Genomic DNA, 16,320 nt, shown 5'->3' with positions numbered 1-16,320 from the left:
GCAGGGCGACCGGGCCACCACCACAGCCACATTCGCCTCTCAAGATTTTTCGCCTCACGGCGTGCACCCGCCGCCACTCACCCTCCCCAATTCCCACAGCCCGCGCCGTTCACCGCCGGCACCGCACCCAACCCCTGCCGTGGCGACCGTCGACCGTCACCACCCCGGCAGACCACACACCTCTTGCATTCAGGGGTGCTTTCTGAGAGTTGTTTGAGAACTGCCGGTTTGGTGGTGGAAAATTTTTCACCAACGGGGTTTCGTCCCGGACATGGTGGCATCCAGGTACGCGTCATGGTGATGACGCTGCACAAGCTGACCGCCGGGGACGGATACCTGTACCTGGTGCGCCAAGTCGCCGCGGCCGACGATACTCAGCGCGGCCGCTCGACGTTGGCCGACTACTACTCGGCGAAAGGCGAAGCACCGGGCCGCTGGCTGGGACGCGGATTGGCCGCCTTGACTGAGACCGCCGGACCAGACATCAATCCTCGATCACGCCGGGATACTTGGTCGGTCGAGGCGGGTTCGGATGTCGGCGAAGCACAGATGCGCGCCCTGTTCGGAGAAGGCCTGCATCCCAACGCCGAACGCATCGAACGGTTCGTCGCCGGCCACGGCGTCGGTGCCCAGCGTACTGCTAGCCAGCTCGGGCGGAAGTTCTACATCCGCGACGGTGAACCCGAGTTCGCGCGACGGCTCGCGATCGCCTACCGCGAGCACAACGCTGCCGCCGGAGCGCACTGGAACACCACCATCGACCCAGAGGTCCGCGCTCGTCTCCGCACCGATATCGCCGTCGACATGTTCGGCGAGCAGTACGCCCGCCCACCTGCCGATGATCGCGAACTCTCGGGCTTCATCGCCCGCAACACCCGGGCCCGTACGACCGCCGTCGCCGGGTACGACCTGACCTTCTCCCCCGTGAAATCCGTTTCCGCACTGTGGGCTATCGCCCCACTCGCCGTCGCGGAGAAAATCGAAGCCGCCCATGACGCCGCTGTTGCCGATGTTCTCGACTGGTTGCAGGACCATGCGGCATTCACCCGCCTGGGCACCAACGGTGTCGCTCAGGTCGACACCGAAGGACTGATCGCCGCGGCGTTCACCCATCGCGATTCCCGCGCCGGGGACCCCGACCTACACACCCACATCGCCGTCTCGAACAAGGTCTGCCACGTCGACGCCAACGGTGTGCGCCGCTGGGTCGCCCTCGACGGCCAACCGCTGCACCGCAGCGTGGTCGCCGCCTCCGAGATGTACAACACTCGTCTGGAAGCGCACCTGTCCGCCAGTTTGGGTGTGTCCTTCACCGAAAAGTCCCATGGCAACGGGAAACGACCCGTCCGCGAAATCGTCGGAATCTCGGAGGAATTGCTGTCGCGGTGGTCGAGCCGACGCGCCATGATCGAGGGCCGCACCGCTGAACTCGCCACGCAGTTTCAGACCGATCATGGTCGCGAACCGACACATGTCGAGATCATCGCCCTCGCCCAGCAGGCAACGTTGGAAACGCGCGAAGTCAAGCACGAGCCGCGCTCGCTGGCCCAGCAGCGCGCGACCTGGCGGGACCAGGCCGTGGAGGTCCTCGGCCGCGACGGCGTGCAGCGGATGCTGGCCGACACTCTTGATCACGCCCACCAACTCGATCGGCGTCCGGTGACCGATGATCGGTGGGTGTCGGCGCGTGCCGGCAAAATCATTGCCACCGTGTCCCAAACCCGCGCGACGTGGCAACGTCACCATGTCCGCGCCGAGGCCCTGCGCGTGGTGCGCCACCACAACGTGGCGCACGATGTTGCACTCGTCGATCGCATCACTGATACCGCACTGTCGGAGTCGTTCTCGGTGCCGCACGCTGTCGTCGGTGACGGCGAGTTGGGTGAGCCTGTCGCCTTGCGTCGCCGGGATGGCGCCAGTTTCTACACCCGGTACGGGACGCAGATGTTCACCAGCCGCGAGATCCTGGCCGCCGAACGCCGCATCCTGACCGCTGTCGCACGTGTCGACGGCCGCTGCGCCACCGACCTGGATGTCGAGTTCGCCCGCGCCGATGCCGAGCTACGGGGCCGCACGCTCAACCCCGGTCAGGTCGCACTCGTCGCCGAGATGGCCACATGCGGGCGGCGGGTGGCGCTCGCGCTCGCACCGGCAGGCACCGGCAAGACCACCGCCATGGCTGCCCTGGCCCATGCGTGGCGCAGCTCCGGCGGGCACCTGCTGGGTTTGGCCCCGACCGCCGACGCCGCGATCGTCCTCGACGAAGACCTCAACTCCCGTACCGACACCATCGACAAATACGTGCACACCATCGACCGGCCCGCCGCCGCGCAGCCCCGGTGGTTTCGCCGCGTCGGACCCGACACGTTGATCATCGTCGACGAAGCCGGCAAGGCCTCCACCGCCGGCCTCGACCGCCTCATCAGCGATGCACTGTCGAAAGGCGCGAGCGTGCGCCTCATTGGCGATGACGGACAACTTTCGTCGATCTCGGCCGGTGGTGTGTTGCGTGATATCGCCGAGGCCACCGATGCGCTCACCTTGACCGAAGTCGTGCGCTTCAAGTCTGCGGCTGAGGCCGCTGCCGGGCTGGCGCTGCACGACGCCGCCCCGGCCGGGATCGCCTTCTACATCGACCACCACCGCATCCATGTCGGCGCCGAGGACACCGCCGCCGACATGGCCTACCGGGCGTGGCGCGATGATCTGGCCGCCGGCGCCGATTCCATCCTGCTCGCCCCCACCAACGACATCATCACCACCCTCAATGCCCGCGCCCGCGCCGACCGCATCGCCACCACCCCCGACGCAGAACACCAGCCCGCGGTCGTCCTGTCCGACGGGCTGCACGCCAGCGTCGGCGACACCATCCGCACCCGCCGCAACAACCGCCGAATCCTCATTGGCCGCGACGATTACGTCCGCAACGGCTACCGCTACACCATCACCGACGTCCGTCCCGACGGCGCCGTCGTCGCCCGCCATGTGCGCAGCGGTCGCCAGGTCACCCTGCCCGCCGACTACCTCGCCGAACACGTCACCCTCGGGTACGCCGCGACCATCGACTCCGCACAAGGGCTGACCTCCGGAAGCCGCACCACCACCGGCACCTGCCACATCGTCGGCTCAGATCAACTGACCCGCCAACACCTCTACGTCGCCATGACCCGCGGCACCGACGAAAACCACCTCTACCTGTCCACCGCCGAAGCCGATCCCCACCGCCTGCTGTCCCCGAAAGCCACCCATCCCGACACCGCCGTCGACGTCCTCACCCGCGTGCTGGCACGCGACGGCGCGCAGGTGTCGGCGGCCACTGCTGCCCGGCAAGCCGCCGACCCGGCCGCCCGGCTACAGGCTGCCGCCGACATGTTCTACGATGCCCTCGGCGCCGCCGCCGAACACCACCTCGGACCCCGCACCCGCGACCACCTCGACACCCTCGCCGACACCGTCGTGCCCGACCTCAGCACCCGAGAAGCGTGGCCGGTGCTGCGCCGCCACCTCGCCATCCACGCGGTGGACGGCGCCGACCCCCGCCACCTGCTCACCGACGCCCTCGCCAAAGGCGACATCCACAACGCCGCGGACCCCGCCGCCGTCCTGGACTACCGCATCGACCCCGCGGGCGCCCATTGCGTCGGGGTCGGCGTCTTACGTTGGCTGCCCGCTATCCCCGACACTCTTACCCGCGATCCGCACTGGGGCGACTACCTGGCCCGACGCGAAACCCTCGTCCAGGATCTGGCTGACGAGATCCGCGCCCGTGCCCGCGACTGGACCCCCGCCACCGCCCCCGCCTGGGCACGACACCTCATCACCGTCAACACCGCGCTGACCGCCGAGATCGCCGTCTTCCGTTGCGCCACAGGTGTGCCTGACTCCGACACCCGCCTCACCGGTGCGCCGAAACGCCCCGTCCGCACCCGCGCCGTCCAGACACTGCTGCAACGCCACGCCGCCGCCGGCATCAGCCGACACAGCGCCGACACCACCCGCTGGAACGACCTCATCGACCACCTCGACCCACGACTGCGCGCAGACGCCTACTGGCCCCAGTTGGCCACGAAACTTGCTCAGGCCGCGCGCAGCACCCCTCATTTCCGCGACATCCTCATCGACGCGGCGCACCTCAAGCCGCTGCCCGATGAGCAACCCGCCGCCGCACTGTGGTGGCGCATCATCGGCGCACTCTCCCCCACCACCACGCTGGCCACCACCCACTCCCGGCTACGCCCCACATGGTTGCGCGACCTCGACGACATCTTCGGCACCGCCATCGCCGAGACCATCTGCGCCGACCCCGCCTGGCCCGGCCTGGTCGCCGCCATCAGCGCCGCCGACCCAACCACCTGGACCCCGCGCGACCTGCTACAGCTGGCCGCCGAACACCTCGCCGACGATGACGAACCGATTCCGGTCGCCGACTACGCCCGGCTCATCACCTACACCGTCGACGCCTTCACCCACCGCCTCGCAGCACACCCCGGCGCCGACGAACTACCCCTACCCGCTGACGTACCAGCCGACCCGTTCGAGGAAGAAGCACTCTTCCCGCCCGACCCTGCCCACCCCGACCCTGCGCTGCCCCACGACTCGGCGTCCTACCTCGTGCATCAGGTCCTTCCCGCCGATGTCGGGCACACCTATGAATATGGCACCGGCCCGATCGACGGGCTTCGATTCGAAGACCTCACTACCACCGCACCCCCACGGCAACCGCTGGTCACCATCGAGCTCCTGCGCTCGCTGCAAGATCAGTACCGCACCGCCAGTCACCAATTGGACATCCTCGACGATCAGGTCAAGGCCGACAACGGGCCCGCCATGCGTGCCGCCGCCGACGAACTCATCCGGATGCGCCGCCAGGTCGACGCCGACCGACCGTACCGTCATGCCGTGACTGACATCGTCGCGCAGTGGTCAGAGGCCGACGCCGCGTTCAACGATGCCCTGCTGATGGTCAAACATGCCCAGAATCGACTGCTATCGCTGCGCGCCGACCCAGACGCCGACGAACTTGATATCGCCTCAGCCCAAGCCGATCTCGTGTTCCACAACGAATTCCTGCCCGACACCGACCCCGCCGCGCAGTTTCAACCTTTGCTCGAGCAGGCACGCGCCGCGCGGGCGCACGCAGCCGGCGGCGAACCGATTGCCAGCGAACGCGACATCGACGCACTCCGCAATACCGCCAGAAACGACGACCGCACGACCCGAACAGCGTTACACGTGCGCTGCGACACCCTGATCACACAGATCAAACGCGCCGAGCGCGACATCGCACTGGCCTTCGCATCAGCGCACAGTGCCGCCGAGACCACCCTGGAGGCACTACGCGAACCCGCAGAGATAGAACTCGACGTCCTGCGCGCCGCGCGCCACGTCGATATCGACCACGCACCGCTCGCCATCACCGATTCTGCACTCGATGCGATCGACCCCATCATCGCCGCGCGACTCAAAACACTGGCCGCTCAGCCATACCGGGTCGGCTACGTGCACGCCGACAGCACCCATCCCGACACCGCCGCAGCTCTTCGCGCCCTGCACACGGCAGCCAACACCTATGATCGAAAAGTGCTGTGGCTCAGCACCAACGAAAATATCGCAGACCAGGACTCTCGGCTCGATGCTGCCAATAGCACTTTCCGATTCGACAACGATATCGACAGCCTCGCCGAAGAGCTTCACGTCCTGGGGCCCCACCCCATCGTCATCATCGACAACCCAGCGGACACAGACCCGGGTCATCTCGCCGACGTCCTTCGGTGCGTCACCGCGAACAACGCCCGCGCCATCATCCTCGACCCCAGCACCAGCGTCCCTGGGCCGGCCTCAAGCGCATTGCGCCTCCTGGCCACGACCCTGCCTTGGGCCACGCAGCTCGGACACACCCATCACCGACGACCAACCGTGCCCACGCCAGCCATCACCCTCGCCGCCGGCCACGACCGCACCCGACTCGGCAATGATTGGCGACACCTACTCAACGACTACGACACCACCCTTCGCGCCATCCGCTCCGCACACCGACTACAACTCACCCTCTCCTGGAACACCCCCCGTCACGACCGAGAGCAAGATCTCGGCGCCAGCATCGACGACTAGCATCTGCGACTCTTCGTCGTGACGCGCTCATAGGCAGAATTCGCTGCTGTCCAACATATTTCGGCGTACTGTGAAGGAATGGCACGCTCAGCCTTTCTCCATCGTTCGACTCACGACGGCTACCGCCACGAGGCCCTGTGTCGCGGGGGACGATCATGACCCGGCAACATGCTCTCGCACTGCGGCGTCGGACATCACGAGTACGAGCGTGTGACACCGAGGCAATGCCGCTGGCTCTTGATCCGGAAGTCCTGAGCACGGTTCAGGCGGTCTACAGCTCCGAGCTAGGCCTTCCTGACGATTGGACTCAGTCGCGCCGTACAGCTTTCCTCAATGCTGAAGCTGAGAAGATTACTTGGATGGTTCGCGCACGGGCGGGCACCATTGGCGACGAACGGGTCTACCAATGGACTCGGCAGCACGGCATGCCGCCGGATTTGGAAACTCAGCGCCAATTGTTCAGCTCCGCACGAACGGAGGCGCTGCGCGCAGTTTTGCGAAGCGAATTGTACGAACTCATTGATTTCGGAGTCGACGACTGAGCGAGAAATTTCAGACGCCCCATAAGCATCGCTCTTGATTCGTCGACTTCATTATTGGATGACGCGGCTCATTCGGAGCCGGATCGAAATCTGCAGTGGTTCCATTGCGAAATTTTCTTCATTTGTCTCCTTCGTTTGCGGACACTCGGCGAAAATTCGCTATTGCGACACTATTTCGCGGCGGATACACCTACCGCGGTGGACAGCACGTCACGATTGCGCATACCGTCAATCAAGCCGAACGAATCTTGAGAAAGACGCGCGAAGCCCAAGCACTGGCCCTGAGGCAACGTCGCCTCTCCGGCTTTTGAGGAGGTGAATAGCGTTGAGTAACAGTTCTTTAGATGGCCTGCCGTTACTCCTTCCGGTACCGCGCGCAGCGGTACTGCTGGGTATCAGTCGCGCGTCGGCATACCGGCTCGTGTCCACAGGCGAACTTCCGTCAAAGCGACTCGGCGGACGTGTCTACGTCGTAACCGCCGAACTTCGTCAGATCATTGCGGCATAATCGAGTGAGATCCTCGTCGCTGCGCGGTATCCGCGCAGCTTCTGTTGAGGCGAGGCTTCCCAGCGCCGCAGTAGACACGCGTGGTCCACTGCCTTCACTCCCGCAGGATCGGTCTCGTGAATTCAATCCCCAACGCTTCGCCGGGTCAGTCGAAGCACGACAGGTCGAAACGTGCCCGTCGAGCTGAGCCGATCACCAAACGGACGTCCAAGGATGGCTCGATCAGCTATGAGTTCCGCGCCGACGTTGGCAGCAAGCCGGACGGTAGCCGAGACAGACGTCGGTTCACCTACCGCACGCTGACCGAAGCGAAGCGCGAATACCGTCGCATCACAACTGAAGTCACGATCGGTGTCTACGCACGAAAGTCGACGCTCACCGTGGCCGAGGCATGTGATGAATGGCTGGCGGGGCGCCGCGGAATCCGCAGCGTCACACTCCAGGGCTACAAGCACGACCTCGCCGTCGTTAAGCGTTTCCTCGGAGGCAGGAAGCTCCAGCAGCTCACCAAAGCCGACGGCGATGCACTCGTGGACTACATGCTGACCAGCGGTCGGCGATCCAGAAGGGGCCACAACCCCGAGAGCCTTGCCGGACGAGTCTTCGAGCTCGTCGCGGCACATCCTGAAGGCATCTCCATCGCCGATCTCGCCGCCGCCTTCCCCAATGAGGACGTGCACACATGCTTGTCCGGTCTGAAGCGAGCCAACCGCGTCGCACGACTTCGCCGAGGTGTCTACGCACCGCCGGACCCCAGGGCCGAAACAGCGAGCGCCGGCGGAGTCAAACCCATCACTGTCCGCTCGACGTTGACCACCTTCGGCATGGTCATCCAGTCCTTCGTCGACCAGGGCACACTCAGCCGAAATGTCATCGCGCTGGTCGAGCGGCCAGCCGACCCGCTCGTCGACGACAAGCCTGCGACGGCCAAGTCGTGGACACTCGCCGAAGTCGATGCGTTCCGCAAATCAGTGCGCGACGAGCGGCTCTATTCCTGCTGGCTGCTGAGCTGCTATGGCCTGCGCCGGTCCGAGGTGCTCGGCATCCGATGGTCAGCGCTGGAGGGCGACACGTTGGCCATTCGTCGGAGCCGTGTCCTGGTCGGCAATGACGCCGTCGAGGGCATGCCCAAGTCCCGACGCAGCCTTCGCGAGCTACCGCTACCTCCGGAACTGGCGGCAGCTCTGGAAGAACTCAAGGCACGGCAGCAGGAAGAAACTCACAACGCGGGTAACGCGTGGTCCAATGACCGTCTGATCGCTGTCCGGGCCGACGGCACCCCGATCCGCCATGAGTGGTACTCCGATGAGTTCCAGCGACTGCGTGCCCGCGCCGGCCTGCGCCGTCTTCACCTCAAGGGTCTCCGCAACACCAGCGTCAGTCTGATGTTGGCCGGTGGTTTGCCAGTCCACGTCGTTGCCGCGTGGCACGGGCACGACCCCGCGGTATCTCTGTCCATCTACTCCGACGCTCAGCGCGAGGATCTGCGCGCCGCCGGCGCCGCACTCTTCGGCTGACTCTCGGCCCACTGAGATCCGCTTGGGACACTGTTGGGACACTGGGCAAATTCTTAGGGCCCGCCGAAATGACGAAACCCGCTCCGACCGAGGTCAGAGCGGGTTTTCTTGGTCGGGCTGACAGGATTTGAACCTGCGACCACTTGACCCCCAGTCAAGTGCGCTACCAAGCTGCGCCACAGCCCGTGTGCCGAAGTGAACTCCGGCAGCGAGACAAAAGCCTACCGCAGAGGCCTCTGCAGCCCCAATCCGGTCCGGCGGCGTGCCGTCTATCGACGGGTCTCGCCCACCACCTGCTCGGCCGGCTGCGCCAACTCCTCGATCTCCACCGGCGCTTCGACGTCCACCTCGGCGTCGAGTTCGGCGTCCAGCTCGGCGGTCTCGAGTTCCTCGGGGACGAACTGCGGGGCCCGCGAGGCGCGCCAGGCGTAGACCAGCAGGCTCACCCAGGCCACCAGGATGGTCACGTAGACGGCCACCGACCACGCGCCGGTGATGTCGAAGTACTTCAGCAGCTTCTGGCTGTTGGTCAACACGATGACGCCACCGACGGCAGTGCCCAGCAGCGCCGGGCTCACCTTGGTCACCAGCCACGCCGCTAGCGGTGCGGCGATGACGCCGCCGATCGCCAGGCCCGCCACGATCGGCAGGTTGTTGAGGAACTCCTCGCGCAGGCCGATCACGAAGCCCACCGACGCCGACACCGCGACCAGGAACTCCGAGGCGCTCACCGACCCGATCACGGTCCGCGGCGCGGTCTTGCCCTGCGACAGCAGCGTGCTCGTGGTCACCGGCCCCCAGCCGCCACCGCCGGAGGCGTCGATGAACCCACCGAACAGGCCCAGCGGGGCCAGGAACTTCGTCTTGTGCGGCGTGTGGGTGCTGCGCAGCCCGGGCGGGCGGCCCAGCGAGAACCGCACCAACACGTAGGCGCCGATGCACACCAGGATCCCGGCCATCAGCGGCGCCGCGTCCTCGGTGGACAGCGACGCCAGCACCGTCGCCCCGAGGAAGGCGCCGACGGCACCGGGCACACCGAGCTTGGCGACGATCGACCAGTCGATGTTCTTGAACTTCCAGTGCGACAGGCCCGAGGCGAATGTCGTGCCGACCTCGGCCAGATGCACCGCGGCGCTGGCCTGCGCGGCCCCTACCCCGCTGAGGACCAGCAGCGTGGAGGCCGTGACACCGAAGGCCATGCCCAGTGCGCCGTCGACGAGCTGCGCGCCGAGGCCGACGAGGGCAAAAAGTATGAGCGAACGCATCGGGTCCGGCTACTTTCACATGAACGGGTCACCGCAGAATGACCACAGGGACGAAGGGCTGCGCGTCGTTAACGCGGACAACACCATTCGTCGAACGCCATCAGGCGACGCGACGGCCAGAAGGGCTCCAGGGCGGAGACGTCGGACGGCGACGGTGCGTGAAGCAACCGAACAGCCATCGGAGTCCCTTCCTCAGTAACCGCAACCAGTAACCGAAACCTGCACGACACCTTACAGGGTCACCAGCCGGTACAGCCCGATGAGTCCCACCACGACGATCACGGCGCGCAGGGCGGTCGGCGACAGCCGTCGGCCGTAGTGCCCGCCGAGGTAGCCGCCCACCAACGAACCGACTGCGATCAACCCCGCCGCGGCCCAGCTGATCCGGTCGAACGCGACCACCGTGTAGGCCACCGCGGCAACGATGTTGACCAGCAGCGACAGCAGGTTTTTGGCGGCGTTCATGCGCTGGATGTCCTCGGGCAGCAACGCCCCCATCACCGCGATCAGCAGGATGCCTTGGGCCGCGGTGAAGTAGCCGCCATAGACGCCGACGGCGAAGGTCCCGGCGACCAGCGCGGCCATCCGCCCCGCGGAGATGACGTCGATGTCGCGCCCGGCGGCCTCCGCCCGGGCCCGGGCCCACGCCTGGATCCGCGGTCCGATGACCACCAGCACCAGGGCGAACACCAGCAGGATCGGGACCACCGTGGCGAACACCGTCTCGGGCAGGTGCAGCAGCAAGAACGCCCCGATGCCCGCCCCGATCAGCGACGCCGGGACCTGCCAGCGCAGCCAGCGCTTCTGCCCGCCCAGTTCGCGCCGATACGCCCAGGTTCCCGACACCCCGCCGGCGACCAGGCCGACGGCGTTGGACATCGTCGCCGTGACCGGCGGGAAACCGAGCGTCACCAAGGTGGGAAACGTGATCAGCGTGCCGGATCCCACGAGCGCATTGATCGCACCGGCACCGACTCCGGCCAGGGCAATCAGGATCATGTGGGTCACCGACACCGGGCAGACCCTACCCGGCACGGGTTTGGCGTGATCTCCCATGCTGACCGTGGGAAATCACGCCGAAATCACCTACTTGCGGGCGCGCTTCTCCCGCACCCGCACGTTGATCCGGATCGGGCTGCCCTCGAAGCCGAACGTCTCGCGCAGGCGGCGTTCCAGGAACCGGCGATAGCCCGCCTCCAGGAATCCGGTGGTGAACAGCACGAAGGTCGGCGGCCGCGCGGTGGCCTGGGTGGCGAACAGGATGCGGGGCTGTTTGCCGCCGCGCACCGGCGGCGGGTTGGCCGCGACGATCTCCTTGAAGAACGTGTTGAGCCGACCGGTCGACACCCGGGTGTCCCAGGACTCCAGCGACGTCTCCAATGCGGGCACCAGTTTCTGCACCGCCCGGCCGGTCATCGCGGAGATGTTGACCCGCGGCGCCCACTGCAGCTGGGCCAGTTCGCGGTCGATCTCCTTGTCCAACAGGTAACGCCGGTCCTCGTCGACCAGGTCCCACTTGTTGAACGCCAACACCAGGGCCCGGCCGGCCTCGATCACCATCGACAGCACCCGCTGGTCCTGTTCGCTGATCGGCACCGACGCGTCGATCAGGACGATCACCACCTCGGCGGCGTCGATGGCGCCGTGCGTGCGCACCGAGGCGTAGAACTCGTGACCGCTGGCCTGCCCGACCTTGCGGCGCAATCCGGCGGTGTCCACGAAACGCCATGTCTTGCCGCCCAATTCGATCATCGAGTCGACGGGGTCGACGGTGGTGCCGGCGACGTCGTGGACCACCGAGCGCTGTCCGCCGGCCAGCCGGTTCAGCAGCGAACTCTTGCCGACGTTGGGCTTGCCCACCAGCGCCACCCGCCGCGGTCCGCCGGTCTTGGGGCCGACCTCCGAGACGGCGGGCAGCTTCTCGACGACGGCGTCGAGCAGATCGGCGACCCCGCGGCCGTGCATGGCGCTGATCGGGTGCGGCTCCCCCAGCCCCAGCGACCACAGCGCCGCGGCCTCGGGTTCCTGCTTCTCGCCGTCCACCTTGTTGGCGGCCAGGAACACCGGCTTGCCGGAGCGGCGCAGGTTGCGCGCGGCGGCCTCGTCGCCGGAAGTCGCGCCGACGACGGCGTCGACCACCAGGATGATCGCGTCGGCGGTCTGCATCGCCACCGTCGCCTGCTCGGCGACCAGTTGCTGCAAACCCTTCGCGTCGGGTTCCCAACCGCCGGTGTCCTGCACGACGATCCGGCGCCCGGCCCACAGCGCGTCGTAGGACACCCGGTCGCGGGTCACGCCGGGCAGGTCCTGCACGACGGCTTCGCGGCGCCCCAGGATCCGGTTCACCAGGGTGGACTTGCCGACGTTCGGCCGGCCCACCACCGCGATCACCGGCGGGGGTGCGGTGAATTCCTCGAGCTCCTCGGCGTACTCGGAACCGTCGATCTCCCAGTCGCTTTCGTCGGACCAGGTACCGTCCTCGGAGGTCATCGCACCGCCTCACTGCATCGCTCGGCCAGCCCACGCAGATGGGCGATCACTTCGGCCTGGGTCATCTCGCCGGTGTCGACCACCACGGCATCCTCGGCGGCGCGCAGGGGTGAGGTCGCGCGGGTGGAGTCCAGATCGTCGCGCCGGCGCACATCGGCCAGCACGCCCTCGTAGTCGTCGCCGAGCCCGCCGGTGACGTTCTGGTCGTTGCGGCGCCGGGCCCGGATCTCGGCCGAGGCCGTCAGGAAGATCTTCAGGTCGGCGTCGGGCAGCACCACGGTGCCGATGTCACGGCCCTCGACCACGACACCACCGGGTCGATGCGCCAGCGCGCGTTGCATCGCGACCAGGCGCTCGCGCACCGCGGGGACCGCCGAGACCGCCGACACCGCGCGGGTGACCGCGTCGCCGCGGATCTCGGCCGAGACGTCCTCGCCGGCGAGATAGGCGCGAGAGTCGTTCGGGTCGTCGCCGACGGTGATGGGGGTGTCGACGGCGGCGACGGCCGCCGGATCGGCGGGGTCGGCGCCGGCCCGCAGGACCGCCAGGGTCACCAGGCGATACATCGCCCCGGTGTCCAGGTAGCGCGCGCCCAGCTCGGTGGCCAAACCCCTTGAGACGGTGGATTTTCCAGTTCCGGCAGGTCCGTCGATGGCGACGACCACGCCGCGGGATGCGCTCACAGACCCACCGCCTTGTACAGTTCGCTGATCTCCTTGCGGTTCAGCGCGCGAATGCTGCCGGGCCGCTGCTCCCCCAGCGACACCGCGCCGATGTCGGTGCGCACCAACGCTTCCACCGGGTAGCCGACGGCGGCCATCAGGCGCCGGACGATGTGCTTGCGCCCTTCGTGCAGCGTGACGCTGACCATGGACCGGCCCGGGATGGTGTCGACCATCGCGAAGTGGTCCACTTGGACCGGGCCGTCGTCGAGTTCGACCCCGGCGCGCAGCTTCTTGCCCAGCCCCTTGGGGACCTGCCCGGTGACCGTCGCCAGATACGTCTTGGGCACCTCGAAGGACGGGTGCATCAACCGATGCGCCAAGTCCCCGTCGTTGGTGAGCAGGATCAGCCCCTCGGTCTCGGCGTCCAGGCGCCCGACGTGGAAGAGCTTCTTGTTACCGCGGACTCGGTGCTCGATCAGATCGCCGATGCAGGGCCGGCCCCGGTCGTCGGACATCGTCGAGTGCATGCCGACGGGCTTGTTCAGCGCCAGATACACCAGATCGTCGTCGACCAGCACGCGCGCACCGTCCACGCGGATCACCGAGTTGTCGGGGTCCACCCGGGTGCCCAACTCGGTGACGATGCGGCCGTCAACCTCGACGCGGCCGTCGCGGATCATCCGCTCGGCCACCCGTCGGGATGCAATTCCGGCCTGCGACAACACTTTCTGCAGTCGCACGCCCTCGGTGGAGTCTTGCGACATCTCAGTCCTCATCCATGTCGAGCGCGGGTGGTTCTTCCGTCGCCCCACCGGCGTTGAGCTTCATGAACCGCGGTTCGCTGTCCAAGGTTTCCGAAAGGTCGTCGATCACATCGACGTCGGGCAGCAGCGGCGCGATGTCGGGCAGGTCGGCCAGCGAGGTCAAACCCAGCCGCTCCAGGAACAGTTCGGTGGTCGCGAAGCTGGCCGCGCCGCTGTCGGGATCTGCGCCGGCCTCGGTGATCAACCCGCGGGCCAGCAGGGTGCGCATCACCGCGTCGACGTTGACGCCGCGCACGGCGCTGACCCGCGCGCGGGTCACGGGCTGCCGGTAGGCGACCACGGCGAGGGTCTCGAGGGCCGCGCGGGTGAGCTTGGTCCGTGACCCGTCGAGCAGCAGGCGTTCGACGTAGGGCGCGAAGCGCGCGCGGGTGTACATCCGCCAGCCGCCGCCGGCCTCACGCAGGTCGATGCCGCTGTCCCGGTCGGTGAACCCCTGGGCCAGCTGCGGCAGCAGGGTCTCGATCCGCTCGACGGATTGTCCGGTCGCGGAGCCGAGCGCCTCGGCGCTGATCGGGGTGTCGACCACCAGCAGCAGCGCCTCGAGCACCCGCGTCAGTTCGTCGTCGTCCAGGTCGGGGGCAGACGCCTCTGGTTCCAGGGCATCCGGTTCAGTCATTCTTGATCTTCCACCAGCTCATCGCGCATTTGTTGGTCCGTGAGACGGTCTCCGGTCCACGCAACCTGGAGCACACCAAGGGGTTCTAACTGCTCGAATGCTACCGCCCGGGATCGGTACAGCTCGAGCAGCGCCAGGAAGCGTCCGACGATCTCGATCGGGATCTCGCAGTCGGCGACCAGCTCGGTGAACGACGCCCACTGCCCGGCTCCGCGCTCCTCGAGCATCCGCAGCAGATGCTGGGCTTGCTCGGGCACCGACACCTTCGGGTGGTGCAGATGGTCGGTGCCGACGGTGGGGACCGGCCGCGGGGTCAGCGCACTGGCGGCGATCTCGGCGAACGTCCGGGCGTCGACCCCGATCATCACCTCGGGCAGCAGCTCGGCGAACTGATCCTCGAGCGCCACCGCCCGCGGGTAGCTGCGCAGGGCCGCGGCCTCGAGCTCGGCGAACATCAGCGCGACGTGCTTGAACGCGCGATATTGCAGCAGCCGGGCGAACAGCAGGTCGCGGACCTCGAGCAGCGCCAGGTCGTCCTCGTCGTCGACCTGACCGGCGGGCAACAGCCGGGCGGCCTTCAGGTCCAGCAAGGTCGCGGCCACCACCAGGAACGTCGTGGTCTCCTCGAGTCCCAGCTGGGAGCCGATCTCCTTGGTGTAGGCGATGAACTCGTCGGTGACCTGGTGCAACGCCACCTCGGTGACGTCGAGCCGGTGCGCGAAGATCAGCTGCAGCAGCAGGTCGAACGGGCCCTCGAAATTGTCCAGTCGGACCTGAAATCCGGTCGCGGGCTGCTCGGCCTGGTCGGCTCCGTCGGATGTCTGGGTGGTCGTCACGTGCCGAACCGGTGGATGACCTCGGCGGCCAACGCTCGGTACGCTTCGGCGCCGGAGGACTTCGGCGCCCAGGTGGTGATCGGTTCGCCGGCCACGCTGGTTTCCGGGAACCGGACGGTCCGGGTGATCACGGTGTCGAACACCAGGTCCCCGAAGCGTTCCACGACGCGCGCCATCACCTCGCGGGCGTTGACGGTGCGGCTGTCATACCGGGTGATCAGGATGCCGCTGATCGACAGGCGCGGGTTGAGCCGGTCGCGGACCTTGTCCACGGTGTCGGTCAGCAGCGCCAACCCGCGCAGCGAGAAGTATTCGCACTCGGTGGGGATGATCACGCCGTCGGCGCAGGCCAGCCCGTTCACGGTCAGCAAGCCCAGCGACGGCTGGCAGTCGACCAGCACGTAGTCGTAGCGGTCCAGCACCGGGTGCAGGGCACGGGCCAGGGACTGTTCCCGGCCGACCTCGTTGACCAGCTGAATTTCCGCCGCCGACAGGTCGATGTTGCTGGGCACCAGGTCCATGCCGCTGACCCGGGTCTTGATCAGCACGTCTTCGATCGACACCCGGGGCTCGATGAGCAGGTTGTGCACCGTGTTCTCGAGCTCGTAGTGCGGCACACCCAACCCGGCGGACAGCGCGCCCTGCGGGTCGAGGTCGACCAGCAGCACGCGGCGGCCGCACTCGGCGAGCGCGGCGCCCAGGTTGATGGTGGAGGTGGTCTTGCCGACGCCGCCCTTCTGGTTGCACATTGCGATGACCTTGGCCGGGCCGTGTGAGGTCACCGGCTGCGGCGTCGGGATCGCTCGCGGGGGTCGGCCCGTGAGACCGAGTTCGCCGGCGCGGTCTGCGTCGTCGGTCACGCGTCCTCACCCCGGTCGATCGGTCGTGTGGCGGACATTGCAGGGAAGTCTAACGTGCAGATCGGCCTGCGAAGGGAGACCCGCGG

The 16,320-nt window shown here is 67.2% G+C and carries 12 protein-coding genes and 1 tRNA gene; 4 read left to right on the top strand and 9 right to left on the bottom strand.

Translation table 11 applies throughout. The features are described from left to right. The first annotated feature begins 294 nt into the window (after positions 1-294). The 4 genes from mobF to EL338_RS26470 all read left to right on the top strand — a co-directional run bounded on the left by mobF (position 295) and on the right by EL338_RS26470 (position 8,678). Positions 295-6,111, top strand: coding sequence for a MobF family relaxase (mobF, locus tag EL338_RS10640; RefSeq protein ID WP_126336793.1), 5,817 nt, complete (start codon positions 295-297; stop codon positions 6,109-6,111). Positions 6,112-6,335: 224 nt separating this feature from the next. Next, the gene (locus EL338_RS10635) at positions 6,336-6,653 is read left to right on the top strand and encodes a hypothetical protein (RefSeq protein ID WP_126333726.1); all 318 of its coding nucleotides are present in this window, start codon (positions 6,336-6,338) and stop codon (positions 6,651-6,653) included. A gap of 421 nt (positions 6,654-7,074) precedes the next feature. Further along, positions 7,075-7,161: a hypothetical protein gene (locus tag EL338_RS26475; protein WP_234411628.1), complete on the top strand. Its 87-nt coding sequence runs from the start codon at positions 7,075-7,077 to the stop codon at positions 7,159-7,161. A gap of 116 nt (positions 7,162-7,277) precedes the next feature. Continuing rightward, on the top strand, positions 7,278-8,678 hold the full coding sequence (locus tag EL338_RS26470) for a tyrosine-type recombinase/integrase (RefSeq protein ID WP_235666431.1): 1,401 nt from the start codon (positions 7,278-7,280) through the stop codon (positions 8,676-8,678). Between the two features lie 109 nt (positions 8,679-8,787). Here EL338_RS26470 and EL338_RS10620 read toward each other — a convergent pair. From EL338_RS10620 to EL338_RS10580, 9 genes are all read right to left on the bottom strand, one after another. Next, a tRNA-Pro gene (locus EL338_RS10620) sits at positions 8,788-8,864 on the bottom strand. 83 nt (positions 8,865-8,947) lie between these two features. Continuing rightward, entirely contained in the window at positions 8,948-9,943 is a 996-nt protein-coding gene (locus EL338_RS10615) for a sulfite exporter TauE/SafE family protein (RefSeq protein WP_126333725.1), read from the bottom strand. A 231-nt stretch (positions 9,944-10,174) separates the two neighbouring features. Beyond that, complete coding sequence (locus tag EL338_RS10610; RefSeq protein ID WP_179967266.1) at positions 10,175-10,942, bottom strand: sulfite exporter TauE/SafE family protein; 768 nt, start codon at positions 10,940-10,942, stop codon at positions 10,175-10,177. Positions 10,943-11,029: 87 nt separating this feature from the next. After that, positions 11,030-12,433 carry a ribosome biogenesis GTPase Der gene (gene der / locus EL338_RS10605; RefSeq protein WP_126333723.1) on the bottom strand — a complete coding sequence of 468 codons (1,404 nt, stop codon included), beginning with the start codon at positions 12,431-12,433 and terminating at the stop codon, positions 11,030-11,032. Beyond that, the gene (gene cmk / locus EL338_RS10600; protein WP_163792117.1) at positions 12,430-13,116 is read right to left on the bottom strand and encodes a (d)CMP kinase; all 687 of its coding nucleotides are present in this window, start codon (positions 13,114-13,116) and stop codon (positions 12,430-12,432) included. The genes der and cmk overlap by 4 nt, the downstream gene beginning before the upstream one ends. Then, positions 13,113-13,862 carry a pseudouridine synthase gene (locus EL338_RS10595; RefSeq protein WP_126333722.1) on the bottom strand — a complete coding sequence of 250 codons (750 nt, stop codon included), beginning with the start codon at positions 13,860-13,862 and terminating at the stop codon, positions 13,113-13,115. The genes cmk and EL338_RS10595 overlap by 4 nt, the downstream gene beginning before the upstream one ends. A gap of 1 nt (position 13,863) precedes the next feature. Beyond that, a complete protein-coding gene (gene scpB, locus EL338_RS10590) occupies positions 13,864-14,538 on the bottom strand; it encodes an SMC-Scp complex subunit ScpB (protein WP_126333721.1) in 675 nt (224 codons plus the stop codon). Further along, complete coding sequence (locus EL338_RS10585; RefSeq protein ID WP_126333720.1) at positions 14,535-15,374, bottom strand: segregation/condensation protein A; 840 nt, start codon at positions 15,372-15,374, stop codon at positions 14,535-14,537. Before EL338_RS10585 ends, scpB begins: the two co-directional genes overlap by 4 nt. Continuing rightward, positions 15,371-16,234, bottom strand: a complete 864-nt coding sequence (locus EL338_RS10580) for a ParA family protein (RefSeq protein WP_126333719.1) — start codon at positions 16,232-16,234, stop codon at positions 15,371-15,373. Before EL338_RS10580 ends, EL338_RS10585 begins: the two co-directional genes overlap by 4 nt. Positions 16,235-16,320: the final 86 nt, after the last annotated feature.

Origin of the sequence: Mycolicibacterium chitae (assembly GCF_900637205.1) — a bacterium.
GTDB lineage: Bacteria > Actinomycetota > Actinomycetes > Mycobacteriales > Mycobacteriaceae > Mycobacterium > Mycobacterium chitae.
This window is presented reverse-complemented; position numbering and strand designations above follow the sequence as displayed.